Source organism: Curvibacter soli, assembly GCF_029211125.1.
Lineage (GTDB): Bacteria > Pseudomonadota > Gammaproteobacteria > Burkholderiales > Burkholderiaceae_C > Curvibacter_A > Curvibacter_A soli.
In genome coordinates this window covers 1-22838 of sequence record NZ_JARGEN010000063.1, presented here as the reverse complement: position 1 = coordinate 22838, position 22838 = coordinate 1, and the positions used below count along the sequence as shown (strand labels likewise).

Genomic DNA, 22838 nt, shown 5'->3' with positions numbered 1-22838 from the left:
CGGCACGGTACGTGCACGGCATTGGCCCGTATGCGCACGGGCCCCATAATGGTTCCATCACCCCCTTGTCACCGTTCCAGCCGTTCTGCGCGGCAGATGTCCGGTCCGCCATGCAGTTCTTGACGATTCTTCTGGTCGACAGCGATATGGCGCAGGCCGAGGCCATGCGCCTGGCGCTGGCGCGCAAAAGCAGCGTGGGCCGGGTTGAGGTGGCCGCCACGGCGGCGCAGGCGCGCGCCCTGCTGCCCGCGCTGCAGCCCGATGCCGCCGTCGTCGCGTTCCGGCTGGCCGACGGCACGGTTTTCGACCTGCAGGGCGCCTTGGGTGCCGTGCCCGCCATCGTCGCCGTGCCGGCGGGCGACGAGGGCGTGGCGGCGCAGGCGCTGCACGCGGGCTTTGCCGACTACGTGATCCAGGATGCGTCCCTGGGCTACCTGCAGGTGCTGCCGGCGCAGGTTGACGCGGCCTACGAGCGTGCCTGCATCCGCCTGCTGGGCCAGAAGGCCGAATATGCGCTGCTGCGCCAGCACCGGCTGCTGCAGGCCGTCTCGTCGGCGCAGGCGGCATTCATCGGCAGCAGCGGCGACCCGCATGCGCCGTTCCGCACGTTGCTGGAGCACCTGCTGGATCTGACGGGCAGCGTCAGCGGCTTCATGGTTGCAGTGCCGGGGCCGGAAGGCGCCGCCGTGCGGGTCGAGGCGCTCGCGGGCGTGGCCGGCGGCCCCGGTTCCTGGCCCGCGGCGGAAGGCGCGGATTACCAGCCCATGCCCGACACACCCTGCGGGCAGGCGCTGCACAGCGGCCTGCCGCAGGTCAGTGGGGCGCAGTGCATGCAACTGGCGCTGCCCATCGTGCTCGCGGGCCAGCCCTGCGCCGTCGTCGTGCTGGCCGGCAACCCGCAGGGCTACGGCGCGGAGGACATCGAGTTCCTGCAGCCCCTGCAGGCGTTTCTGGCGCAACTGGTGCAGGCGCGCCGCACCGACGCCGAGCGCCTGCGCGTGCAGCGGCAATTGCGCGAAACCTCCGAGCTGCTGGCGCAGAAGTCGGGCGCGCTCGAACTCACCCTGGAAAGCATGACCCAGGGCATCACCAACGTCGATGCCGAGGGTCGCATCCGCGTTTACAACCGCCGCTACCTGGAGCTGCTGAACCTGCCCGAATCGCTGCTGACCACTCAGCCGTGGGCGGAAGAAGTGATGCGCCTGCAGACCGAGCGCGGCGACTTCGGCCCAGGCTTCGAGCGCATCGAATTGCCCGCGCGCGACTACGTTGTCGACGCATACGCCGCGCATGGCAACAAGATGTGCATGCCCGACGCCTACCTGCGCCGCACCCTCGCCGGGCGCATGCTGGAGGTGCGCACGCGCATGCTGCCTACGGGCGGGCGCGTGCGCACCTTCACCGACGTGACCGACTACATCGAGGCGCAGGAGGCGCTGCGGCAAAACGAGGCCCGCTGGCGCAGCCTCACGAGCCTGTCGGCCGACTGGTACTGGGAGCAGGACGAGTGCTTCCGCTTCGTGCGCTTCGACGGCATGATCCAGCGCCTGCCCAATGGCCTGGCCGAAGGCCGGTACCTGGGCCGCGCGTGCTGGGAACTGCAGGACGTGCGCGGCATCACGCCCGAGCAGTGGCGCATCCACCAGGCCCAGTTGGCGGCGCACGAGGTATTCAGCGACTTCGAGATGCAGCACGTGGCCCCCGACGGCAGCGCGCGCTGGGTCTCCATGAGCGGCGAGCCCATCTACGACGCCGCAGGCCACTTCACCGGCTACCGCGGCGTCGGGCGCGACATCACCGAGCGCAAGAAGGCCGAGGCGCAGATCCAGCGCCTGGCCTTCTACGACGAGCTCACCGGCCTGCCCAACCGCCGCCTGCTGCTCGACCGGCTGGTGCAGGCCGTGGCCAGCAGCGCGCGCCGCCAGCGCCACGGTGCGCTGCTGTTCCTCGACCTCGACAACTTCAAGGACCTCAACGACACCCTGGGCCACGACTGGGGCGACAAGCTGCTGGTGCAGGTGGCCGCGCGCATCGGCCACTGCGTGCGCGTCACCGACACCGTCTCGCGCCTGGGCGGCGACGAGTTCATCGTGCTGCTCGAAGGCCTGCACGCCATCGAGCCCGAAGCCGCCGCCGAGGCCGAGGCCGTGGCGCAGAAGATGCTCGCCGCGCTCAACCAAGTCTACCTAGTGGACGGCAACGAGCTCTACAGCACGCCGAGCATCGGCATCACGCTGTTTCGCGACGCGGCCATGCCGGTGGACGAACTGCTCAAGCGCGCCGACCTCGCCATGTACCAGGCCAAGGCCGCGGGCCGCAACACGCTGTGCTTCTTCGACCCGCGCATGCAGGCCACGGTGAGCGCGCGCTCGGCGCTCGAATCCGACATGCGCCAGGGCCTGCAGCGCAGCGAATTCCTGCTGCACTACCAGCCCGTGGTCGACGTGGACGCGCGCATCCTGGGCGTCGAGGCCCTGGTGCGCTGGAACCACCCGATGCGCGGCATGGTGTCGCCGGCGCAGTTCATTCCTCTGGCGGAGCAGTCCGGACTGATCCTGCAGCTCGGCCAGCAGGTGCTGCGCGCGGCCTGCGCCCAGGTCGTCGCCTGGAGCGCAAACCCGGCCACGGCGCAGCTCACCATGGCGGTCAACGTGAGCGCGCGCGAATTCCGCCACCCCGACTTCGTGCAGAACGTACTCGCGGCCATCGAATCCACCGGCGCCAACCCGCAGCGCCTCAAGCTCGAAATCACCGAGAGCATGCTGCTCACCGAGGTGGAGGACATCATCGCCAAGATGAACGCGCTGCGAACGCGCGGCATCGGTTTCTCGCTCGACGACTTCGGCACCGGCTATTCGTCGCTGGCCTACCTCAAGCGTCTGCCGCTGGACCAGTTGAAGATCGACCAGTCGTTCGTGCGCGACGTGCTGGCAGATCCCAACGACGCCGTCATCGCCCGCACCATCGTCGCCCTGGCGCACAGCCTGGGGCTCGACGTGGTGGCCGAAGGCGTGGAAACCGAAGGCCAGCGCGTGTTCCTGGTGGATAACGGCTGCCACCGCTTCCAGGGCTACCTGTTCGGGCGGCCGGTGCCGGTGGAACAGCTCGCGATTTGAGTGGTGCTATCCATTCAATAGCTGCCGTCGCCCGTGTTTTGGCGGTTTCAGATAGAAAGTTGCCTGAAGTCATTGAAAATACGGCGACAGCAGCTACTGAATATATAGCATCCATGTCCCGGTACTGCGCCAGGCCCGCCGATAGAATCGGCGCATGCCATTCGACGCCCAGCAGGCCATCCGCCGCGCCCACGAAACATTCGACATCGAAGCCGACGCGGTGCGCGGCCTGAAGGCCCGCACCGGCGAGAGCTTCGCGCAGGCCGTGCAGATGGTGCTCGCGCTGCGTGGGCGCGTGGTCGTCATGGGCATGGGCAAGAGCGGCCACGTGGGCCGCAAGATCGCCGCCACGCTGGCCTCCACCGGCACGCCGGCGATGTTCGTGCACCCCGCCGAGGCCGGCCACGGCGACCTCGGCATGATCACCGCCGCCGACCTCGTGCTCGGCGTCTCCAACAGCGGCGAGGTGGCCGAGCTGACCGCCATCCTGCCCGTCCTCAAGCGCCTGGGCGCGCCGCTGATCGCCATGACCGGCGGGCCGCAGTCCGCGCTGGCCCGGTACGCCGACCTGGTGCTCGACACCGGCGTGGAGCGCGAAGCCTGCCCGCTGGCCCTGGCGCCCACGGCCAGCACCACGGCGCAGATCGCCATGGGCGACGCGCTGGCCATGGCGCTGCTCGAAGCGCGCGGCTTCAAGGCCGAGGACTTCGCCCGCTCCCACCCCGGCGGCGCCCTGGGCCGCAAGCTGCTCACGCTGGTGGGCGACGTCATGCGCACCGGTGCGCAGGTGCCGCGCGTGGGGCCCGACGCGCCGTTCGGCGAACTCATGCGCGAAATCGGCGCCAAGGGCCTGGGCGCCTGCGCCATCACCAACGCCCAGGGCCAGGTGCTGGGCATCTTCACCGACGGCGACCTGCGCCGCCTGATCGAGCGCGGCGCAGAACTGCGCGGCACCCATGCACGCGAGCTGATGCACGCATCGCCGCGCACCATCGGCGCCGACGCGCTGGCCGCCGACGCGGCCAAGCGCATGGAGCAGCACGGCATCACCAGCGTGCTGGTGGTCGATTCCGCGGGCGTGCTGCAGGGCATCGTGCACGTGGGCGACCTGATGCGCGCCAAGGTCATCTGATGGACACCCGCAACGACCCCGCCGCCGCGCCGACGCTGCGCATCGCGCCCGAGCTGCTGCTGGCCGCGCGGGACGTGGTGGTCGTGTTCTTCGACGTCGACGGCGTGCTCACCGACGGCGGGCTGTACCTGTCGGACGCGGGCGAGCAGCTCAAGCGCTTCGACATCCTCGACGGCTACGGCTTCAAGCTGCTGCGCCAGGCCGGCATCGAGCCCGCAGTGGTCACCGGGCGCGACTCGGCCCCGCTGCGCCAGCGCCTGCAGGCGCTGGGCGTGCGGCACGCGCGCTTGGGCACCGAGGACAAGCGCCCCGCGGCGGAGGAGATCCTCGCGGCGCTGGGCCTGTCCTGGCCCCAGGCCGCCGCCATGGGCGACGACTGGCCCGACCTGCCCGTGCTGCGCCGCGCCGCCTTCGCCTGCGCGCCGGCCAATGCCCACGCCGAGGTCCGCGCCATGGCCCACTACGTCACCCAGGCCACGGGCGGGCACGGCGCGGCGCGCGAACTGTGCGACCTGCTCGCCACCGCGCGCGGCCGCTATGCCGCGCTGCTCAGGAACGCCGCCGCATGACGCTGCTGCAGCGGCTGCACGGCGCCTGGGAACGTGCCTCCATCTACCTGCCCGCGCTGCTCATGGGCGTGCTGGCGCTGGGCACCTACTGGCTCGTGCGCAGCACCCCGAGCTACAGCGTGCCCGAGGCGCCGCGCGCCGTGCGCCACGAGCCCGACTATTTCCTGCGCAGCTTCTCGGTCAAGAGCTTCGACCCCACAGGCCGGCTGAAGAACGAGGTCTTCGGCGACGAGGCGCGCCACTACCCCGACAACGACACGCTGGAGATCGACGACGTGCGCATCCGTGCCTACGACCTGCAAGGCCACCTGACGCTGATCACGGCGCGGCGCGGGCTCAGCAACGGCGACGGCTCCGAGGTACAGCTCTTCGGCAACGCGGTCGTCACGCGCGAGGCCATGCAAGACCCACACGGCCAGGAGCAGCCACGCATGGAGCTGCGCAGCGAATTCCTCCACGCCTTCATGAACACGGAAGAGGTGCGCACCCATCTGCCCGTGGTCATCACGCGCGGGGCCGACCGCTTCACCGCTGACTCGCTGCACCTCTTCAACCTCGACCAGGTGATCGAGCTGCGGGGCCGCGTGCGGGGCCTGATGCATCCCCTGGCCGCCGAGCCCAAGAAGCGCTGACGGGGCCCGCAGCCGTGGCGGCCCCGCTTGCATTCATCACCGGCGCGTCCAGCGGCATCGGCCAGGCCCTGGCCTGGCGCTACCACCAGGCCGGCTGGCGTCTGGCGCTCGTGGCCCGCCGCGCCAGCGTGGTGGAAGACTGGGCCCGCGCGCACGGCGTGGCCGCCGACCGCTGCGCCGTGTACGCCGCCGATGTGACCGACACCGGGGCCATCGCCGCCGCTGCGCGTGCCTGCATCGCCGCCCAGGGCCTGCCCGACCACGTGGTGGCCAACGCGGGCATCAGCATCGGCATGGACAGCGCCGAGCGCGAAGACCTGGACGTGATGGCCCGTACCCTGGCCACCAACGTCACCGGCATGGCCGCCACCTTCCACCCCTTCGTGGCGCCCATGCGCGCGCGCGGCAAGGGCACGCTGGTCGGCATCGCCAGCGTGGCCGGCATCCGCGGCCTGCCGGGCCACGGCGCCTACTGCGCCAGCAAGGCCGCAGCCATCGCCTACTGCGAAAGCCTGCGCGGTGAACTGCGCGACGCCGGCGTGCGCGTGGTCACCCTGTGCCCGGGCTACGTGGACACGCCGCTCACGCGCCAGAACCGCTATGGCATGCCATTCCTGCTGCGTCCAGGGGATTTCGCCGACCGCGCCTTCGCGGCCATTGCCGCAGGCGCCAGCTACCGCGTGATTCCGTGGCAGATGGGCGTGGTCGCCAAGCTGCTGCGCCTGCTGCCCAACCCCGTGTTCGACAGGCTGCTGGCCGGCAGGCCGCGCAAGCATCGAACACTGCACTAGCCCGGGCTAGCGCTGCCGCGTGCGGTACCAGGAAAACAAAAAGGCTCCTCGAAAGGAGCCTTCTGACCATGTTCTGGCAAGGGCCGAGAGGCCCAGGGAAATCAGTAGCTGCTGCTGCCGCCGCCACGGCTGCCACCGCCGCCGCGCGGGCCCGCGCCATAGGGGCTGCGAAAGCCGCCTTCGCTGCCGCCACTGCGGCCACCACCGCCGCCGCCGTAGCCGCCACCACCACCACCGCTGCGGCCACCACCGCCGCCGCCGTAGCCACCGCCGCCACCACCGCCGTAGCCACCACCACCGCCGCCGCCGCCACCGAAGCCGCCGCTGCGCGGAGGACGAGGCTCCATCGGGCGGGCTTCATTGACCACGACACTGCGGCCGCCGAGCGACTGGCCGTTCATGCCGTTGATGGCGGACTGCGCCTCGGCATCGCTGCCCATTTCGACGAAGCCAAAACCCTTGGAGCGACCGGTATCGCGCTCCATCATGACTTTGGCGCTGGTGACGGCGCCGAACTGACCGAAAGCCTGCTCAAGATCGCTATCGCGCACCGAATACGGCAGATTGCCGACATACAGCTTGTTGCCCATGAAGGACTCCTAAAAACACATAAGAAAAAGCATCGAAGTCCCGAACACGCAGCCAGCGAATCTCACGACGCGAAACTGACGGATTACTATGAACTCGCAGGCCCGTTACAGGCCCGCCGGAGCATTATGCGGCATAACTTCCCCAAAAAAGCAAGCGTTTATGCAGGCAGGCATGAATATCCAGGCGCCGCATTTTGTATTAATTTGTGACGACGGCCGGTCCCTGCCGGCACTGCGGTCGGACGGCCCTTTCCCGCTACCGATGGCGCAAGCGGCCCGGCGGGCCTGCCGCTGCCTATATGGAAACGGCAGTTGACCGCTTCGCATCCCTTGCCAGGCCGCATGGAATCGAGCGTTGCCGGCCCCGATGGGGTTCACCTCGTGGGTGAGAGCGCTATGCACCTGCCGTTTCCAGGATAATCGTGCCCGTCACTGGGGAGTAGCCTCCTTCCATCCCCGAGAAGGGCTTGCGTCAACAGACTTGCCTTGCCGCACGGCGAGGCATGGCGCAGGCGGTCCATGGACTTGGCGAGACCATTGACCGCGCCCCGTCCAACACAAGGCCGGGCCGGGGGCGCGGTCGATGCGTTCTTTGCAATGGGTCCGGCCGGACAACGCGCATGGAAGCCTTTCTCGTCTCCACGGGCATCGTCGCCCTCGCCGAAATGGGCGACAAGACGCAACTCCTCTCCCTCGTCCTTGCCGCGCGCCTGCGCAAGCCCTGGCCGATCGTGCTGGGCATCCTGGTGGCCACGGTGGTCAACCACGCGCTGGCCGGCGCCCTGGGCGCCTGGGTCACCACCGTGCTCGGGCCGGACATGCTGCGCCGCGTGCTGGGCGCATCTTTCCTCGCCATGGCGGCATGGATGCTGATCCCCGACAAGCTCGACGAGGACGAAGACGCGCCGGGCATCCTCGCGCGCCTGGGCGTCTTCGGCACCACGGTGGTCGTGTTCTTCCTGGCCGAGATGGGCGACAAGACCCAGATCGCCACCGTCATGCTGGCCGCGCGCTTCCACGCCTGGCTGGCGGTGGTGGCCGGCACCACGCTGGGCATGATGCTCGCCAACGTGCCCGTGGTCTGGCTCGGCGAGCGCATCACGCGCCTGGTGCCGCTGCGCGTGGTGCATGCCGTGTCGGCGGCGGTCTTCGCAGTGTTCGGGCTGCTCGCCTTCTGGCCCGACGCGGCGCGGCTGGCGCTCTGAGCGGCTTGGTATACTCATCGCCCACAGCGCCGATTTGCTCCAGCTTGCGGGCGCTCAACAAGTTCCGCTAAAGACGGACCGACATCCCCCTGCGACCCGGCCTCGTTTTTGGCGATGCTGGGTTTTTTATCGCGATGTTCGCCACACCTCAGTCCATGCATTTCAGCGAGCCGCTCGCGTTGCGCAGCGGCGCGTCGCTGCGCGACTACATGCTGGCCTATGAGACCTACGGCACGCTCAATGCCGGCCACACGAACGCCGTGCTGGTGTGCCATGCGCTCAATGCTTCGCACCACGTCGCCGGCGTCTACGCGGGCCAGGAGCGCTCCGAGGGCTGGTGGAGCAACATGATCGGCCCCGGCAAGCCCGTGGACACCGACCGCTTCTTCGTCATCGGCGTCAACAACCCCGGCTCGTGTTTCGGCTCCACGGGGCCCATGCATGTCAACCCCGACACGGGCCGCGTCTATGGCGCCGACTTCCCCGTGGCCACGGTGGAGGACTGGGTGGACGCGCAGGCGCGCCTGCTCGACCGCCTGGGCATCGGCCAGCTCGCCGCCGTCATGGGCGGCAGCCTGGGCGGCATGCAGGCGCTGTCGTGGACGCTGCAATACCCCGCGCGCGTGCGCCACGCCGTGGTGGTGGCCAGCGCCCCCAACCTCAACGCCGAGAACATCGCCTTCAACGAGGTGGCGCGCCGCGCCATCGTGACCGACCCGGACTTCCATGGCGGCCACTTCTACGAACACGGCGCGGTGCCCCGGCGCGGCCTGCGCATCGCGCGCATGATCGGCCACATCACGTACCTGAGCGACGACGTGATGAACGCCAAGTTCGGGCGCCAACTGCGCGAGGGGCTGGACCTGAAGTACAGCACGCAGGACATCGAGTTCCAGATCGAGAGCTATCTGCGCCACCAGGGCGACAAGTTCAGCGAGTACTTCGACGCCAACACCTACCTGCTGATCACCCGCGCGCTCGACTATTTCGACCCCGCGCGCGCCTTCGACGGCAGCCTGCGGCGCGCGCTCGCGGGCACGCTGGCGAAGTTCCTGCTCGTGAGCTTCACCACCGACTGGCGCTTCTCGCCCGCGCGCAGCCGCGAGATCGTGCGTGCGCTGCTGGAGAACCGCCGCGACGTGAGCTACGCCGAGATCGACGCGCCGCACGGCCACGACGCCTTCCTGCTCGACGACGCGCGCTACCTCGCGGTGGTGCGCTCCTACTTCGAGCGCATCGCCGCGGAGACGGCGGCGCAAATGGAGGCGAGGCCATGAGCGAGAAAAGCCTGCTCGAAGCCGTGGCGCGCATGGTGCCCGAAGGTGCGCGCGTGCTCGACCTCGGCTGCGGCGACGGCGCGCTGCTGTCGCACCTGCAGCGCGAACGCGGCTGCAGCGGCTACGGCATCGAGATCGCCGACGCCAACGTGCTCGCCTGCGTGCAGCGCGGCGTGAACGTGATCCAGCTCAACCTCGACGCGGGGCTGGACATGTTCGACGACCAGAGCTTCGACGTGGTGCTGCAGATCGACACGCTGCAGCACCTGCGCAATGCCGAGACCATGTTGCGCGAGACCGCGCGCGTGGGCCGCATGGGCATCGTCGCCTTCCCCAACTTCGCGCACTGGCCCAACCGGCTCGCGGTGCTGCGCGGGCGCATGCCCGTCACGCGCCGGCTGCCCTACCAGTGGTACGACACGCCCAACATCCGCGTGGGCACGTTCAAGGATTTCGAGGTGCTCGCGCAGAAGAACCAGTTGCGCGTGATCGACGCCTTCGGCCTGCACAACGGGCGGGCCGTGCGCACCCTGCCCAACCTGCGCGCGGCCACGGCGGTGTTCAGCCTCCAGCGCGGCTGAAAGCCATGCCCACGCGCCGCACGTTCTGCGCCCTGCCGCAGGCGCTGGGCACCGGCGCGATGCGGTGGTGCCCAGCGGCGGCGTTCCTGCGCGCGGGTGTCGATGGGTTCTTCGCCGACGACCCGGCAAGCGGGCGCGCCGCGATCAGCCGGTACGTGGCAGCGGTGTAAGCGCTACGGTTTTAACCTGGAAACGGCAGTTGGATGCGCCTGCCAGATTTGCAGATTTACAGATTTGCCCACGGCGCCAGGGTCACGTTGCCGTAGGCGCGGCCCGCATCGCGCGGCCGATCGCATCGCGGGCGCGCTGCTCTGCCGCCAGGGCGGCATCCAGCGGCGTGCGGCACAGGCCGGCGTACTGGTACTGCAGGTTTTCGTACAGCTCCGCGGCGGCGGGCGCGGCCTGCAGCAAGGCGTCGAGCTGCGGCCCTGCGGGGGCGCGGGCGAGCGCACGGCCCAGGCTTTCGGCCACCGCGCGGTACTGGCCGGGGTCCACGGGCCTGGAACTGTGCTCCAGCCGCTCCAGCAACTGCGCCAGCACTTGCACGGCAACGAGGTCCGCCGGGCCCACTGAGGAAGAAGATGTGGAGGTGTTCATGCCCCGCATCTGAGGACGGCGCGGTGGAATGCAAGAGGCCGGCGGCTTTCGGCCTGCGCTTGCGGTGCCGGCAATATCCACGGATTCATCGATACTCCCAGGGAGTATGCGCATGATCTTGGCTATTTACCGGCGGTGGCAGGGTGGCAGTGGGGGAGTATATGTTTTTGGCCTTGCCGCGAGGCCCTCCGTCGGCCAGGGCGGGCTTAGCGGCCCGCCACCACGCGCGCCATCTCCAGGCACTTGTTGGAGTAGCCCCACTCGTTGTCGTACCAGGAGACGACCTTGATGAAGGTGCTGTCGAGCGCGATGCCGGCCTCGGCGTCGAACACGCTGGTGCAGGTCTCGCCGCGGAAGTCGGTGGCCACCACCTTGTCCTCGGTGTAGCCCAGGATGCCCTTGAGCGCGCCCTGGCTCTGGGCCTTCATCTCGGCGCAGATGTCCTTGTAGCTGGCGTCCTTTTCCAGCTCCACCGTCAGGTCCACCACCGACACGTCGGAGGTCGGCACGCGAAAGCTCATGCCCGTGAGCTTCTTGTTGAGCGCCGGGATCACCACGCCCACGGCCTTGGCCGCGCCCGTGCTGCTGGGGATGATGTTCTCCAGGATGCCGCGGCCGCCGCGCCAGTCCTTGTTGCTCGGGCCGTCCACGGTCTTTTGGGTGGCGGTGGCCGCGTGCACCGTGGTCATCAGGCCGCGCTTGATGCCCCACTTGTCGTGCAGCACCTTGGCCACCGGGGCCAGGCAGTTGGTGGTGCAGCTCGCGTTGCTGACGATGGCCTGGCCGGCGTATGTCTTGTCGTTCACGCCGAAGACGAACATCGGCGTGTCGTCCTTGCTGGGCGCGGACAGGATGACCTTGGGCGCGCCGGCGGCTATGTGCTTCTGCGCGGTTTCCTTGGTCAGGAACAGGCCGGTGGATTCGAGCACCACGTCGGCGCCCACTTCGTTCCACTTCAGCGCGGCGGGGTCGCGCTCCTGCGTGAGGCGGATCTTCTTGCCGTTCACGATGAGCGTGCTGCCCTCCACGGCGAGCTGCCCCTTGAAGCGGCCATGCACGCTGTCGTACTGCAGCATGTAGGCCAGGTAGTCGGGCTCCAGCAGGTCGTTGATGCCCACGACTTCGATGTCGGGGAAGTTCTGCACCGCCGCGCGCAGCACGTTGCGACCGATGCGGCCGAAGCCGTTGATGCCGAGTTTGAGGGTCATGGGTGTCTCTCCTGGATGAATGAAAAGAAACGAGGGCTAGCGCAAGCCATGCAAACGCTTACTTGGCGAGCACGGCCCGCACGGTGTCTGCCACGTTCTCGGGCGTGAAGCCGAAGTATTTGAACAGGTCGGGCGCGGGCGCCGATTCGCCGTAGCGGTCGATGCCCACGACCGCCGCCACGCCGTACTTCCACCAGCCGTCGGTCACGCCCATTTCCACCGCGATGCGCGGCAGGCCCTTGGGCAGCACGCTCTTTTTGTAGGCCGTGGCCTGGCGGTCGAACACCGTGGTGGACGGCATGGACACCACGCGCACGGCGATCTTGCGCGCGGCCAGCAGCTCCTGTGCCTTCAGCGCGAGCTGCACCTCGGAGCCGGTGGCGACGATGACCGCGCGCACCTTTTTGTTCTTCAGCCCGACGCGCGCCGGCTCGGCCAGCACATAGGCGCCGCGGCTGATGTCGCCCAGGTCGCTCTTGGGCAGGTAGGGCAGGTTCTGGCGCGACAGCAGCAGCGCCGTGGGGCGGGAGCGGTTCTCCAGCGCCACGGCCCAGGCCACCACGGTCTCGGCGGTGTCGGCGGGGCGCCAGACGTCGAGGCCCGGGATCAGCCGCAGGCTCGCCGCGTGCTCGATGGACTGGTGCGTGGGGCCGTCCTCGCCCAGGCCGATGGAGTCGTGCGTGAACACATGGATCACGCGCCGCTGCATCAGCGCGGCCATGCGGATGGCGTTGCGGCTGTAGTCGCTGAAGGTCAGGAAGGTGCCGCCGTAGGGGATGTACCCGCCGTGCAGCGCCACGCCGTTCATGATGGCGGCCATGCCGAACTCGCGCACGCCGTAGTTGATGTGGCGGCCCACCTTGCCGTCCTCGGTCTTCACCACCGCACCCGCGGCATCCACACGGAAGGCGGGCGTGCTCCTGGTGTTGGTGAGGTTCGAGCCCGTCAGGTCGGCGCTGCCGCCCAGCAGCTCGGGCAGCGCGGCGGTGAAGGCTTCGAGCGCGATCTGGCTGGCCTTGCGGGTGGCGACCGTCTCGGCCTTGCCGTGGGCGGCCACGGCGGCATCGACCGCCACCTGGGCGAAGTTCTTCGGCAGCGTGCCGGACATGCGGCGGGTGAATTCGGCGGCCAGTTCGGGGTACGCCTGGGCATAGGCGGCGAAGCGCGCATTCCAGTCCTGCTCGGCGGCATCGCCGCGCGCCCGGGCGCTCCAGTCGGCATAGACCTCGGCGGGCACCTCGAACGGCGCCAGGGGCCAGCCGAGCGCCGCGCGCGTGAGGGCGATTTCCTCGGCGCCCAGCGGCTCGCCGTGCGCCTTGGCCGTGCCCGCGCGGTTGGGCGAGCCCCGGCCGATGGCGGTCTTGCAGACGATCAGCGTGGGCCGGTCGGCGCTGGTCCTGGCCTGCGCGATGGCCGCGTCCACCGCGTCCACGTCGTGGCCGTCCACCGGGCCGATCACCTGCCAGCCGTAGGCGCGCAAGCGCGCCGGCGTGTCGTCCACGAACCAGGGCGCGACCTGGCCGTCGATGGAGATGCCGTTGTCGTCGTACAGCGCGACCAGCTTGCCCAGCTTCCACGCGCCGGCCAGCGCGCAGGCCTCGTGGCTGATGCCTTCCATCAGGCAGCCGTCGCCCAGAAAGGCGTAGGTGTGGTGGTCCACGATGGCGTGGCCCTCGCGGTTGAACTCCGCCCCCAGCAGTTTCTCGGCCAGCGCGAAGCCCACGGCGTTGGCGATGCCCTGGCCCAGCGGGCCGGTGGTCGTTTCCACGCCGGGGGTGTAGCCGACCTCGGGGTGGCCCGGTGTCTTGCCGTGGAGCTGGCGGAACTTCTTCAGCTCTTCGATGGGCAGGTCGTAGCCCGTCAGGTGCAGCACCGCGTACAGCAGCATCGAGGCGTGGCCGTTGGAGAGCACGAAGCGGTCGCGGTCGGCCCAGTGCGGGTTGGCGGGGTTGTGCCTGAGGTGCCGGCCCCACAGCGCCACGGCCATGTCGGCCATGCCCATCGGTGCGCCGGGGTGGCCGGAGTTGGCTTGCTGCACGGCGTCCATGGCGAGTGCGCGGATCGCATTTGCCATTGCTGAGGTTTTGGCCATCGGGGGCGGCTCCGGAGGAAAATCAGGGGGATGAAAGCGAAGAAAAGCCCTTGATTTTAACGGCCCGGCCATGGCGGCACCGGGCTGCGACAATTGGCGGCGGCGTTCTGCGCGCTCCTCCCCTCCCCGATGCAAGGCCTGCACCTCACCGCCGATCTGTACGACTGCCGCTGCGCGCCGGCGTGGCTGTGCGAGGCCGAGCGCCTGGGCGCCGCCTGCGAGGACGCCGTGCGCGCCAGTGGCCTGCAGGCGGTGGGGCGCCTGTTGCACACCTTCCCGCCCACGCCGCAGGGCCCCGGCGGCGTGACGGCCACGGTGCTGCTGGCCGAATCGCATCTGTGCGTGCACACCTGGCCCGAACGGCGCGCGGCGACGCTCGACGTGTACGTGTGCAACTTCGGCGCCGACCACTCGGCCAAGGCGCATGCCCTGATGGATGCGCTGCTGGCGTTGCTCATGCCCGGCCATGCGCTGCGCCACGCGCTGCGGCGCGGGGAGCAATGACGCCCCGGCGCCCGCCCGGCCCGAGCCGCCCGCGCATGGCGCGGGCTTTCGCGTTGTGATGCAATGGGCGCCATGGCCTTTTGCCGGGCCGCAGGAGAAAGCCCATGAACGCCCGCATCCCCACCCCCGCCCTCGACGCCGCCGCCGCGCTGGCCCACGCCAGCGCCCAGTGGGACGGCGACATCGTGCGCCAGCTCACCGACTACATCGCCATCCCTGCCAAGTCGCCCGGCTTCGACGCCGACTGGCAGCAGCACGGCTACATCGAGACCGTGGTGCGCAACGCCGCAGCCTGGGTGGAGGCGCGCAAGGTCGCCGGCCTGTCGCTGGAGATCGTGCGCCTGCCGGGCCGCACGCCGGTGCTGTTCTTCGAGGTGGCAGCCACGCAGCAGGGCAGCACGCAAACCGTGCTGATGTATGGCCACCTGGACAAGCAGCCCGAATTCACCGGCTGGCGCAGCGACCTCGGCCCCTGGACGCCGAAGTACGAGGACGGCAAGCTCTACGGCCGCGGCGGCGCCGACGACGGCTATGCGGTGTACGCCAGCATCGCCGCCATCGAGGCGCTCAAAAGCCAGAACACGCCGCACCCGCGCATCGTGGGCCTGGTCGAAACCTGCGAGGAAAGCGGCTCCTATGACCTGCTGCCCTATGTCGATGCGCTACGGCCCCGCCTCGGCGAGGTGGCGCTCGTGGTGTGCCTCGACAGCGGCGCGGGCAACTACGACCAGCTCTGGCTCACCACCAGCCTGCGCGGCATGGCCGGCGGCACGCTGAAGGTGGAGGTGCTCACCGAAGGCATCCACTCGGGCGACGCCTCGGGCCTGGTGCCCTCGTCGTTTCGCATCATGCGGCAGGTGCTCGACCGCCTGGAAGACAGCGCCACGGGCCGCCTGCTGCCCGCGAGCTTCCACTGCGAAGTGCCGCCCGAGCGGCTGGCGCAGGCCCGGGCCACAGCCGCCATCCTGGGCGAAGAACTGTACAAGCGCTTTCCCTGGGCCCACTACGACTGCGGCGGCGCCACCATGTTCGCGCTGCCCACCACCGACGACCCGCTGCAGGCCCTGCTCAGCCGCACCTGGGTGCCCACGCTCAGCGTCACCGGCGCCGACGGCCTGCCAGCGCTGAAAGACGCGGGCAACGTGCTGCGCCCCTACACCGCCTTCAAGCTCAGCCTGCGCCTGCCGCCGCTGGTGGACGCGGCCCAGGCCGTGCAGCAGCTCAAGGCCCTGCTGGAGGACAACGCGCCCTACCAGGCCCGCGTCACCTTCGAGTCGGGCGGCGGCGCCTCGGGCTGGAATGCGCCGGCCACCGCGCCGTGGTTCGAGCAGGCGCTCAACGAGGCCAGCCAGGCGCACTTCGGCGCGCCCTGCGGCTACATCGGCCAGGGCGGCACCATCCCGCTCATGAACCTGCTGAGCCAGGGCTTCCCCACCTCGCAGATGATGGTCTGCGGCGTGCTCGGCCCCCGGAGCAACGCCCACGGCCCCAACGAGTTCCTGCACGTGCCCTACGCCAAGAAGCTCACGGCGGCGGTGGCGCAGGTCATCGCCAGCCTACCGGCGGCGGAGCCAAAAACTTAGAGGAAAATAGCCCGCCAGGGCTTATTCATCAAGCGCTGGCAGCTACTAAAACAATAGCGTCACGACGGTGCGCGTATCGTGTCGCGTCCATGCCGGTCCTTGAGCCGGCCCTGGTCCGTGTCGAGCACGCGCACCAGCTTGTCGGCGGCGCTGGTGAAGGCGTCGGCCACCGTGGCGGCTTCGGCGTTGGCCGCGAGCGGCTGGCGGCCCGCGAGGCGGGCTTCGAGCACGCAGCGCTTGTCGCCGGCCTTGTCGGCGTTGCCGTCGCTCAGGAACACGTCCACGTGCGTGAGCTGGTCGCGGAAGCGGGCGAGCCGCTCGGCAACCTCCTGCTCGATCCAGCGGGCCAGCGACTCGCCGCCCTGGATATGGTCATCGGTGCGTACCTGGATTTGCATGGCGTGATCTCCTTGTATGTACGTCCATCATGCACCGCATGCGAGGCGCCGGCTTGATGCGCATCAACGGTGGTTACAGCTTGTCCAGTGCCACCGCCGGCGACCAGGGTGTATCGGGGGGCAGCCGCCGCGCCGCGTCGATGCGCGCCAGCAGGTGCAGCGCCGCCTTGTCGCCGGGCAGGCGTTCGAGCAAGGCGCGCAGGTGTGCGGCGGCGGCGTCCCAGCGGCGCGCGGTGAAGTCGTCCAGCGCCGCTGCGCTGCGCTGGCGCACCCCGGCGTCGGCGCACGGCGTGTAGACGCGCACCGGCGCGCTCTTGCCCTGGACCACCACGTCGTCGAGCGCGCGCAGCCCGGCACGGGTGTCGTCGTCCAGCAGCGCCGCCGTGGCGCCCGACAACAGGATGCCCGTGCCGAACGCCTTGTTCGCGCCCTCCAGCCGCGCGGCCAGGTTCACGCCATCGCCGATGGCGGTATACGAGAAGCGCGTGGCCGAGCCCACGTTGCCCACCACCACGCGGGCGCTGTGCAGGCCGATGCGCATGCCGATGGGCGGTAGCCTGCGCGCGCGCAGCCGCGCGGCCAGCGCCTCCATGGCCTGCTGCATCTCCACGGCGGCGGCGAGCGCGTGCGCGGCGTGGCCGGCGTCGTCCAGCGGCGCGCCCCAAAAGGCCATGATCGCGTCGCCGATGAACTTGTCCACCGTGCCGCGGTGGCGGTGGATGACGGGCGTCATCGCGCCGAAGTATTCGGTCAGCACCTCCACCGTCTGCTCGGCGCTCAGGCGCTCGGCCATGGCGGTGAAGCTGGCGAGGTCGGTGAACATCAACGTCACCTCGCGCTCGGCACCGCCCAGGCGCATCTGCTCGGGGTGCTCCACGAGCCGGTCGACCACCTCGGGCGGCACATACTGCGCGAACATGGCGCGCGTCTGCGCCGCGCGTCGCCGCACGGCCAGGTAGCCCAGCAGCGCGGTGGCAGCGTACACGGCCAGCAACGCCGCCGCCGGCAGCAGCGGCGGCAGCCACAGCCGCGCCACGGTGAACAGTGCCCACGACAGCCCCAACGTGGCGGCCACCAGGGCCCCGGCCAGCCCCGCGCCCACCCACGGGTGCGCGCCAGTGCCCCACCAGACCAGCGCCGCGCACAGCGCCAGCACCCCTGCGGCGGTCCACAGGCCGGGCACGGCGTGCAGGCCGTCGCCCGTCAGGCGGTTGGCCACCAACGTGGCCTGCAGTTCCACGCCCGGGAACAGCCGGTCGCCCGCCTGCGCGGCCGCGAAGGGCGAGTTGAAGGTGTCGGCGCGCGCCGTCTGCAGTTCGGCGGCGGTGCGCGCCGAGCGGCCCACGAGCACGGTCTTGCCGCGGAAGAAGCCCGCGGGCAGCAGGCCCGGCTCCAGCGCTTGGTAGTAAGAGCGCGTGTCGATGGTGCCGCGCGGGCCCAGGTAGGCAATGAAGCCGCCCCCGCCGCCCCCGCCGCTCGGCCCCGCATGCGCGGCCAGCCGGGCCGAGAACGTGTCTTCGCCCGCGGGGCGGCGCCGCACCACGTAGTCGTCGTCGGGCCGCACGCCGATGTCGCCCGTCTCGGCGCCCGCGCGGGTGAAGCGCGCCAGCGGCGCCACCTGCGTCCACAGGACGGCCTGGTCGTTGTCGATGCGCTCTTCGTAGCCAGCCAGCACCACGGACGGCGCGCCGCCGCGCAGGGCGGCTTCGAAGGCATCGTCGTCCTGCGGCGCGCCGGGCTCGGAGAACACCACGTCGAAGCCCACGGCGGTGGCGCCGTCCGCGCGCAGCCGCTGCAGCAGGCGCGCGTGCAGCCCGCGTGGAAAGGGCCACTGCGTCTGCAACTCCTGGAACGTGGGTTCGTCGATGGCCAGCACCACGATGGGCAGGCCGCGCGCGTCCTGCGGCGCGCTGAGCGCGGTCAGCAGGTCGAAGGTCTTGAACTCCACCGCGTCCCAGGAGCGGCTGAGGGACGCCAGCCCCACGAGCGCCAGCGCCAGCGCCGCCGCCAGCCAGGGCGCGAGGCGTCGGCGGCTGCTGTCAGAAGCGGTAGCGTGCATCGACGATATAGCGGTGCGGCGCGGTGCTGCCGGTACGGCCCAGGTTGAGCGCTGCCATGCCGATGAGCCAATGCTTGTCGGCGCTCTCCCAGTAGCCGATGAGGTCGAGCTGCCAGCCCGCTGGCAGCGCCTGCAGGTTCTGCACGTCCCCGAAGCGCTGCGAGCGGTACACGGTGCGTCCGCTGAGGTAGACGCGCTGCGCGCTGGCCCAGGTCGCGCCGAGCACCAGCGTGTCGCGCGGCAGGTAGGGGATGCGGCGGCCCGCGATGGCTTCCACGGGCTGGTTGGTGTCGCCGGTCAGCACCGTGTCCTGGTACTGGTACTTGGCATAGCCCGAAAGCTGGCGGCTGAGCATGTGGTTGACGCCCAGCATGGCGCGGCGGACGGTCCCGCGCGTGAAGCCGGGCGTGTCTTCGAGCACATCGAGCGAGGAAATGTTGGTGATCCGGGTGCCGCGCAGCTCGGCCAGGAAATACTCCGCGGGCGTGAGCTGGTCGATGCCGAAGGCATCGGGGTTGTACACGCGCAAGTGGTCCAGCCGGACCGACAGGAAGGTGCGGTCGCTGGCGGCCAGGCCGATCTGCACCACGCTGCGCTTGTGGCGCCCGCCGGCGCGCACCAGCTGGTCTTCCACCGGGATGCCCGCCGTCTCCACGCCGCCGAGCCCGCCCACGCCGAGCGGGCGCATCCAGTCCTGGTACGCCGCCCGCACGGTCAGGCCGGGGGCGGGCTCCAGCACCATGCCGAACTGCGGCGTGACGGGGCGCTGCCGGCTGTGGCCGCTGAGGTCGCGGTAGTCGAAGATGCCCACGAGGTCGCCCGCGTCGTTGTACAGCGCGTCGGAAAAGGCGCCAGCGGGCACGTCTAGGCGCAGGTCATTGGCGACCAGCGCGCCTTCGATGCGCAAGGCGGGCGACACCCGGTGCTGCGCGCCCAGCGAGAAGGCCTTGAAGCGGCGCTGGAAGTCGTTGAGCAGCAGCAGGTTCTCGTCGCCGACGGTCAGTTCGCCGCCGCTGTCGCGCAGCACGATCTGGCCACGGAAGAAGGAGCCGTTGATCTGCTTCTCGCGCATGACCTGCAGGCCGAGGCGCACGCGCGTGTCGGCGCCCAGGTCGGCCACGTGCTGCACATGGAGTTCGTTCAGCTCGGTCTTGTAGACCGAATTGCCGGCGAGCGTGGCCACGGCATCGTCGAACACCGACAGCATCGGCACGGCCTGCACGGCGTTGTCCGTGGTGCGGCGTCCGAGCATGACCCAGGTCTGCGCTTGCGGCGCCCAGCGGTACGAGAGGCCGAGCGTGCCCTGGCGCGCCATGTAGTCCATGGCGGTGGGCGTGGCGGTGGTGCTCTCGTACAGCGTGTACGGGTTGACCTCGTTGCGCCCGCGCAGGCGCAGGCGGCTCTGGTTGCCATAGGCGAACAGGCCCAGTTGCTCGGTGGGCCGGGCGCCCAGGCCCACGGTCAGTGGCGTCATGCGCAGATCGCCTTCGCCTCCCGCGGGCCACCAGTCGCGGTAGGGCTGCATGTCGCGGTGCGTGCTGGTGTTGTCCGTGATGGTCAGCGGAAGGGGCGCGCCCGAAACGATGGCGCGCTGGGTCTGGAAGAAATACGCGATCGGGAATGGGCTGTTGCCCAGCCCGTTGACGCTGGCAGAGGGGGCGGCCATGCGGAATTCGTTCTTCTCGAACGTGAACCCCAGCGTGCCGTATGTGCCGGGTGCCTGCAGCAGGCTGGAGAAGCGCGGGCTGGCCCCGAACGCCAGCGGGTCGGTCAGGAAGCCCTGGAACAGTTCGGAGTTCTTGTTGAAATCACCCGCATAGCGGTCGGCCAGGAACAGGTGGCTGCCACCCCAGTAGGGATGGTTGCTTTGCTGCGCGAGTTCCAGCGCCCAGTCCTCCATTCCGAAGAATGCGAGCGCCGTCCCCAGGTTCGCCCTTCCCTGTTGGTTGTTGGCCAGCTGGTTGAGCGACTTCAGGTACGGCATGCGCGCCACCGCCTCGCGCGAGGCATGCACCGCGTCGCCGGGGCGGAACAGATCGGTGTAGATCTGCGATAGCAGCAGCCAGGGCACGGGGTCCTTGTCGTCTAGCTCCGCGGCCTGCTGCAGCGTGGCGATGGCGTCCTGCCGACGCTCCAACTGCCAGTAGGCGACGCCCGTATAGGCCTTGGCGCGGGCGTAGCGCGGCTCCATCACGCCCGCGCGCAGGAAGGCGTCGAGCGCCTCAACGGGCCGGCCCTGCTTCAGGCGCAGCAGGCCCAAGCCGGTCAGCGCCACGTAGTCGGCGGGGTTCTGCGCCAGCGCTTCGGCGAAGGCGGCCTCGGCGGCGGCGAAGTCGTTGCTGAACGTCTCCAGCGTGCCGAGTTCGCCGCGGTAGCCCGGGCCCTCGGGGGCGATCTGTAGCGCCTGCAGCAGGTCGGTGCGCGCGGGCGCGGTATCCTCGCGTTCGGTGTGGGCGCTGCCGCGGCCGAACCAGCCGCGGTCGTCCTGCGGCGCCGCCGCCACGGCGCGGCCATAGGCGGCGATGGTCGCGGGGCTGTCGCCCTCGCGCCGGGCCAGCGCGCCGCGCGCGAGCCAGAGGTTCACGTTGCCGTCATCTGCCTGGGCGGCGCGCGCCAGCGTCTGCGCGCTTTCCTCCCTGCGGTCGGCCAGCAGCTGCGCGCGCGCCAGCTGCGCCAGCAGGTCAGACTGCCCGGGCAGGCGCCGCAGGCCCTGCTGCAGCACGCCGGCGGCACGCAGGTAGTCGCCTTGCAGCAGCGCGATGTCCGACAGCATCAGCCAGGTGGCGGGTAGCGGCGGCATGGCGTCTTGCAGGCCGGCGAGCAGGCGTTCGGCGCCGGCCATGTCGCCGGCCAGCAGGTGCTGTGCGGCCTGCAGTACAAGGGTCCAGCCGTCAGCAGGGGCGGCGTCCAGCAGCGCCCGCGCGTGCGTCATGTCGCGCGCTGCCAGCGCCGCATAGGCCGGCTGCAGCGCCGCGGGCACGTCGTCGGCGCGAAGGTGGCGCAGCGGGTCGGCGGCCAGCGCGTTGACCCACTGGATGCGGTCGCGCGGCTGCGTGAGCTGGATCTTGACGGGCGCCTTGCCTACTTCGGCCACCGCCGCCTCGTTGCGCCCCACACTGACCTGGCCCTGCTCGTTGCCGAATTCCACCGTGCCCGAGAACACGGTCAGCAGGCTGCGACCGTCGGCGCCCACCTCCATGTCCCAGTCGGTGCCGCGGATGCCCGCCGTGGCGGCGGGCGTCAGCAGGGTCAGGCGGCTGTCGGGCGCGCGCCGGGTCTGCATCCAGGCGCGCCCCAGGCTCAGCAGCAGCGTGGTGACGGGCGATGCGGGCGTGGCCACTTCCTTCACCTGCAGCACCGTGTTTTGGTGCAGCCGCAGCTGGGTTTCGTCGGCGAACAGCAGCGCCATGCGAGCGTCCTCGCGCGTGCGCACGAAGGTGCCAGGGGCCAGCGGCTGCAGCGCCTGCGCGGGCTGCCAGTCGGCGGCGGCATCGCGGCGGCGCTCGCCCAGGCCTTGCAGGCTCAGTATCTCCGCTGCGGCGCCAGGCGGCAGGGCCGCGACGCTCCACAGCGGCGCGGCGGTGGCGCCCCAGGCCAGAGCAAGTCGGCAGGCTGTGCGTCTCATGGTGTCTTTTCCTTTCCCCGCGGGGCTGCGCGCTCTCGCATGGCGGAAGCGTTGCGGCCCTGAAGACGGTGCGCGCTGTAACCAATTATCACAAGTCGTGGAGAAAACCCGCGCCATTTTTTGCACGGAAACGCACGCTGCTTTCCTACACCGCGCTGGCACGGCGGGTGCTACAACCATCCACCATGGGCGCGACCGCCATTCCATCGACTTCGAAGACTCCGGCACCGACGCGTGCGGGCCAGCGCCTGAAGATCGGCCTGTCGGCCTGCTTCTCGCACGCCGACCCGACGCGCTCGCTGTTTACCAACAAGACGCTGCAGTACGTGGAACAGTCGATCGCGCACTGGATCATGTCGGCCGGCGCCATGGTGGTCATGGTGCCCTGCCCCACGGGCGAGACGGCGCGCGGCGATGTGACGCTGGCGCACTATGCCGACTGGCTCGACGGCGTGGTCATGCACGGCGGCGCCGACGTGTGGCCCGGCAGCTACGGCGAGGAGCCGCTGCGCGACGCCTGGATCGGCGACCGCATCCGCGATCTCTACGACCTGGCCGTGGTGGAGGCGTTTGCCCAGGCCGGCAAACCGGTCTTCGGCGTCTGCCGCGGGCTGCAGCTCATCAACGTGGCTTTCGGCGGCACGCTCTACCAGGACATCGAGACGCAGGTGGCCGGCGCGCTGCGCCACCGCGACGCCGCGGCCTACGACCAGAACTTCCACGAGATCGACATCGTGCCCGACACCCGGCTGGCGCGCCTGTACCCCGGCGTGTTACGCGCGCGCGTGAACAGCATCCACCACCAGGGCATCCTGAACGGGAGTGAGATAAATGAAGAGAGGGAGGCGCGATAAATCGGGATTTTCGGGGCTGTGACGG

18 protein-coding genes, 1 pseudogene and 1 riboswitch are annotated in these 22838 nt (G+C 70.1%); of the genes and pseudogenes, 12 read left to right on the top strand and 7 right to left on the bottom strand.

Going from position 1 to position 22838, the window contains the following annotated elements:
• Window positions 1-110 precede the first annotated feature (110 nt).
• The 5 genes from PY257_RS14120 (at window position 111) to PY257_RS14100 (ending at window position 6240) form a co-directional block, all read left to right on the top strand.
• A complete protein-coding gene (locus PY257_RS14120; RefSeq protein ID WP_275742905.1) occupies window positions 111-3116 on the top strand; it encodes an EAL domain-containing protein in 3006 nt (1001 codons plus the stop codon).
• A 154-nt stretch (window positions 3117-3270) separates the two neighbouring features.
• Entirely contained in the window at window positions 3271-4248 is a 978-nt protein-coding gene (locus PY257_RS14115; protein ID WP_275742903.1) for a KpsF/GutQ family sugar-phosphate isomerase, read from the top strand.
• Entirely contained in the window at window positions 4248-4817 is a 570-nt protein-coding gene (locus tag PY257_RS14110; RefSeq protein ID WP_275742901.1) for a KdsC family phosphatase, read from the top strand. The genes PY257_RS14115 and PY257_RS14110 overlap by 1 nt, the downstream gene beginning before the upstream one ends.
• Window positions 4814-5449: an LPS export ABC transporter periplasmic protein LptC gene (lptC, locus tag PY257_RS14105; RefSeq protein WP_275742899.1), complete on the top strand. Its 636-nt coding sequence runs from the start codon at window positions 4814-4816 to the stop codon at window positions 5447-5449. Before PY257_RS14110 ends, lptC begins: the two co-directional genes overlap by 4 nt.
• A 14-nt stretch (window positions 5450-5463) precedes the next feature.
• Window positions 5464-6240, top strand: coding sequence for an SDR family oxidoreductase (locus PY257_RS14100; RefSeq protein ID WP_275742897.1), 777 nt, complete (start codon window positions 5464-5466; stop codon window positions 6238-6240).
• 101 nt (window positions 6241-6341) lie between these two features.
• Here PY257_RS14100 and PY257_RS14095 read toward each other — a convergent pair whose 3' ends face one another.
• Window positions 6342-6830 (bottom strand): RNA recognition motif domain-containing protein, encoded by a 489-nt coding sequence (locus PY257_RS14095; RefSeq protein ID WP_275742895.1) that lies wholly within the window; start codon window positions 6828-6830, stop codon window positions 6342-6344.
• Between the two features lie 411 nt (window positions 6831-7241).
• Window positions 7242-7438, top strand: a riboswitch (yybP-ykoY riboswitch).
• Window positions 7439-7450: 12 nt separating this feature from the next.
• Between PY257_RS14095 and PY257_RS14090 the strand changes: the two genes are divergently transcribed.
• From PY257_RS14090 to PY257_RS14075, 4 genes are all read left to right on the top strand, one after another.
• Window positions 7451-8035 (top strand): TMEM165/GDT1 family protein, encoded by a 585-nt coding sequence (locus PY257_RS14090; protein ID WP_275742893.1) that lies wholly within the window; start codon window positions 7451-7453, stop codon window positions 8033-8035.
• Between the two features lie 128 nt (window positions 8036-8163).
• Window positions 8164-9312: a homoserine O-succinyltransferase MetX gene (gene metX, locus PY257_RS14085; protein WP_275742946.1), complete on the top strand. Its 1149-nt coding sequence runs from the start codon at window positions 8164-8166 to the stop codon at window positions 9310-9312.
• A complete protein-coding gene (gene metW, locus PY257_RS14080) occupies window positions 9309-9893 on the top strand; it encodes a methionine biosynthesis protein MetW (RefSeq protein WP_275742891.1) in 585 nt (194 codons plus the stop codon). The genes metX and metW overlap by 4 nt, the downstream gene beginning before the upstream one ends.
• Before the next feature lie 5 nt (window positions 9894-9898).
• Window positions 9899-10063 (top strand): hypothetical protein, encoded by a 165-nt coding sequence (locus tag PY257_RS14075; protein WP_275742890.1) that lies wholly within the window; start codon window positions 9899-9901, stop codon window positions 10061-10063.
• An 82-nt stretch (window positions 10064-10145) separates the two neighbouring features.
• Here the strand turns inward: PY257_RS14075 and PY257_RS14070 are convergent, their stop codons facing one another.
• From PY257_RS14070 to tkt, 3 genes are all read right to left on the bottom strand, one after another.
• Window positions 10146-10490: a hypothetical protein gene (locus PY257_RS14070; RefSeq protein ID WP_275742888.1), complete on the bottom strand. Its 345-nt coding sequence runs from the start codon at window positions 10488-10490 to the stop codon at window positions 10146-10148.
• Window positions 10491-10696: 206 nt separating this feature from the next.
• Window positions 10697-11698 (bottom strand): type I glyceraldehyde-3-phosphate dehydrogenase, encoded by a 1002-nt coding sequence (gap, locus tag PY257_RS14065; RefSeq protein ID WP_275742886.1) that lies wholly within the window; start codon window positions 11696-11698, stop codon window positions 10697-10699.
• A 58-nt stretch (window positions 11699-11756) separates the two neighbouring features.
• Window positions 11757-13790 carry a transketolase gene (tkt, locus tag PY257_RS14060; protein WP_275742885.1) on the bottom strand — a complete coding sequence of 678 codons (2034 nt, stop codon included), beginning with the start codon at window positions 13788-13790 and terminating at the stop codon, window positions 11757-11759.
• 129 nt (window positions 13791-13919) lie between these two features.
• On the opposite strand from tkt, the gene PY257_RS14055 reads away from it, so the two are divergent.
• The gene (locus PY257_RS14055) at window positions 13920-14294 is read left to right on the top strand and encodes an S-adenosylmethionine decarboxylase family protein (protein WP_275742882.1); all 375 of its coding nucleotides are present in this window, start codon (window positions 13920-13922) and stop codon (window positions 14292-14294) included.
• A gap of 104 nt (window positions 14295-14398) precedes the next feature.
• Entirely contained in the window at window positions 14399-15877 is a 1479-nt protein-coding gene (locus PY257_RS14050) for a M20 family metallopeptidase (protein WP_275742880.1), read from the top strand.
• A 59-nt stretch (window positions 15878-15936) separates the two neighbouring features.
• On the opposite strand, the gene PY257_RS14045 is transcribed toward PY257_RS14050, so the two are convergent.
• From PY257_RS14045 to PY257_RS14035, 3 genes are all read right to left on the bottom strand, one after another.
• The gene (locus PY257_RS14045) at window positions 15937-16275 is read right to left on the bottom strand and encodes an HPF/RaiA family ribosome-associated protein (protein ID WP_275742878.1); all 339 of its coding nucleotides are present in this window, start codon (window positions 16273-16275) and stop codon (window positions 15937-15939) included.
• A 73-nt stretch (window positions 16276-16348) separates the two neighbouring features.
• Window positions 16349-18334, bottom strand: a complete 1986-nt coding sequence (locus PY257_RS14040) for an adenylate/guanylate cyclase domain-containing protein (RefSeq protein WP_275742876.1) — start codon at window positions 18332-18334, stop codon at window positions 16349-16351.
• Window positions 18315-21959, bottom strand: a complete 3645-nt coding sequence (locus PY257_RS14035) for a FecR domain-containing protein (protein WP_275742874.1) — start codon at window positions 21957-21959, stop codon at window positions 18315-18317. Before PY257_RS14035 ends, PY257_RS14040 begins: the two co-directional genes overlap by 20 nt.
• Before the next feature lie 185 nt (window positions 21960-22144).
• Between PY257_RS14035 and PY257_RS14030 the strand changes: the two are divergent.
• A pseudogene (locus PY257_RS14030) lies at window positions 22145-22777 on the top strand (gamma-glutamyl-gamma-aminobutyrate hydrolase family protein); the annotation flags it as partial.
• Between the last annotated feature and the right edge of the window lie 61 nt (window positions 22778-22838).

Excerpts from the sequence above, each read along its gene's own strand:
- PY257_RS14120 (WP_275742905.1), top strand. The coding sequence starts at position 111 with ATGCAGTTCTTGACGATTCTTCTGGTCGACAGCGATATGGCGCAGGCC.
- PY257_RS14115 (WP_275742903.1), top strand. The coding sequence starts at position 3,271 with ATGCCATTCGACGCCCAGCAGGCCATCCGCCGCGCCCACGAAACATTC.
- PY257_RS14110 (WP_275742901.1), top strand. The coding sequence starts at position 4,248 with ATGGACACCCGCAACGACCCCGCCGCCGCGCCGACGCTGCGCATCGCG.
- lptC (WP_275742899.1), top strand. The coding sequence starts at position 4,814 with ATGACGCTGCTGCAGCGGCTGCACGGCGCCTGGGAACGTGCCTCCATC.
- PY257_RS14095 (WP_275742895.1), bottom strand. The coding sequence starts at position 6,830 with ATGGGCAACAAGCTGTATGTCGGCAATCTGCCGTATTCGGTGCGCGAT.
- PY257_RS14090 (WP_275742893.1), top strand. The coding sequence starts at position 7,451 with ATGGAAGCCTTTCTCGTCTCCACGGGCATCGTCGCCCTCGCCGAAATG.
- metW (WP_275742891.1), top strand. The coding sequence starts at position 9,309 with ATGAGCGAGAAAAGCCTGCTCGAAGCCGTGGCGCGCATGGTGCCCGAA.
- PY257_RS14075 (WP_275742890.1), top strand. The coding sequence starts at position 9,899 with ATGCCCACGCGCCGCACGTTCTGCGCCCTGCCGCAGGCGCTGGGCACC.
- PY257_RS14070 (WP_275742888.1), bottom strand. The coding sequence starts at position 10,490 with ATGAACACCTCCACATCTTCTTCCTCAGTGGGCCCGGCGGACCTCGTT.
- gap (WP_275742886.1), bottom strand. The coding sequence starts at position 11,698 with ATGACCCTCAAACTCGGCATCAACGGCTTCGGCCGCATCGGTCGCAAC.
- tkt (WP_275742885.1), bottom strand. The coding sequence starts at position 13,790 with ATGGCCAAAACCTCAGCAATGGCAAATGCGATCCGCGCACTCGCCATG.
- PY257_RS14055 (WP_275742882.1), top strand. The coding sequence starts at position 13,920 with ATGCAAGGCCTGCACCTCACCGCCGATCTGTACGACTGCCGCTGCGCG.
- PY257_RS14050 (WP_275742880.1), top strand. The coding sequence starts at position 14,399 with ATGAACGCCCGCATCCCCACCCCCGCCCTCGACGCCGCCGCCGCGCTG.
- PY257_RS14045 (WP_275742878.1), bottom strand. The coding sequence starts at position 16,275 with ATGCAAATCCAGGTACGCACCGATGACCATATCCAGGGCGGCGAGTCG.
- PY257_RS14040 (WP_275742876.1), bottom strand. The coding sequence starts at position 18,334 with ATGCACGCTACCGCTTCTGACAGCAGCCGCCGACGCCTCGCGCCCTGG.
- PY257_RS14035 (WP_275742874.1), bottom strand. The coding sequence starts at position 21,959 with ATGAGACGCACAGCCTGCCGACTTGCTCTGGCCTGGGGCGCCACCGCC.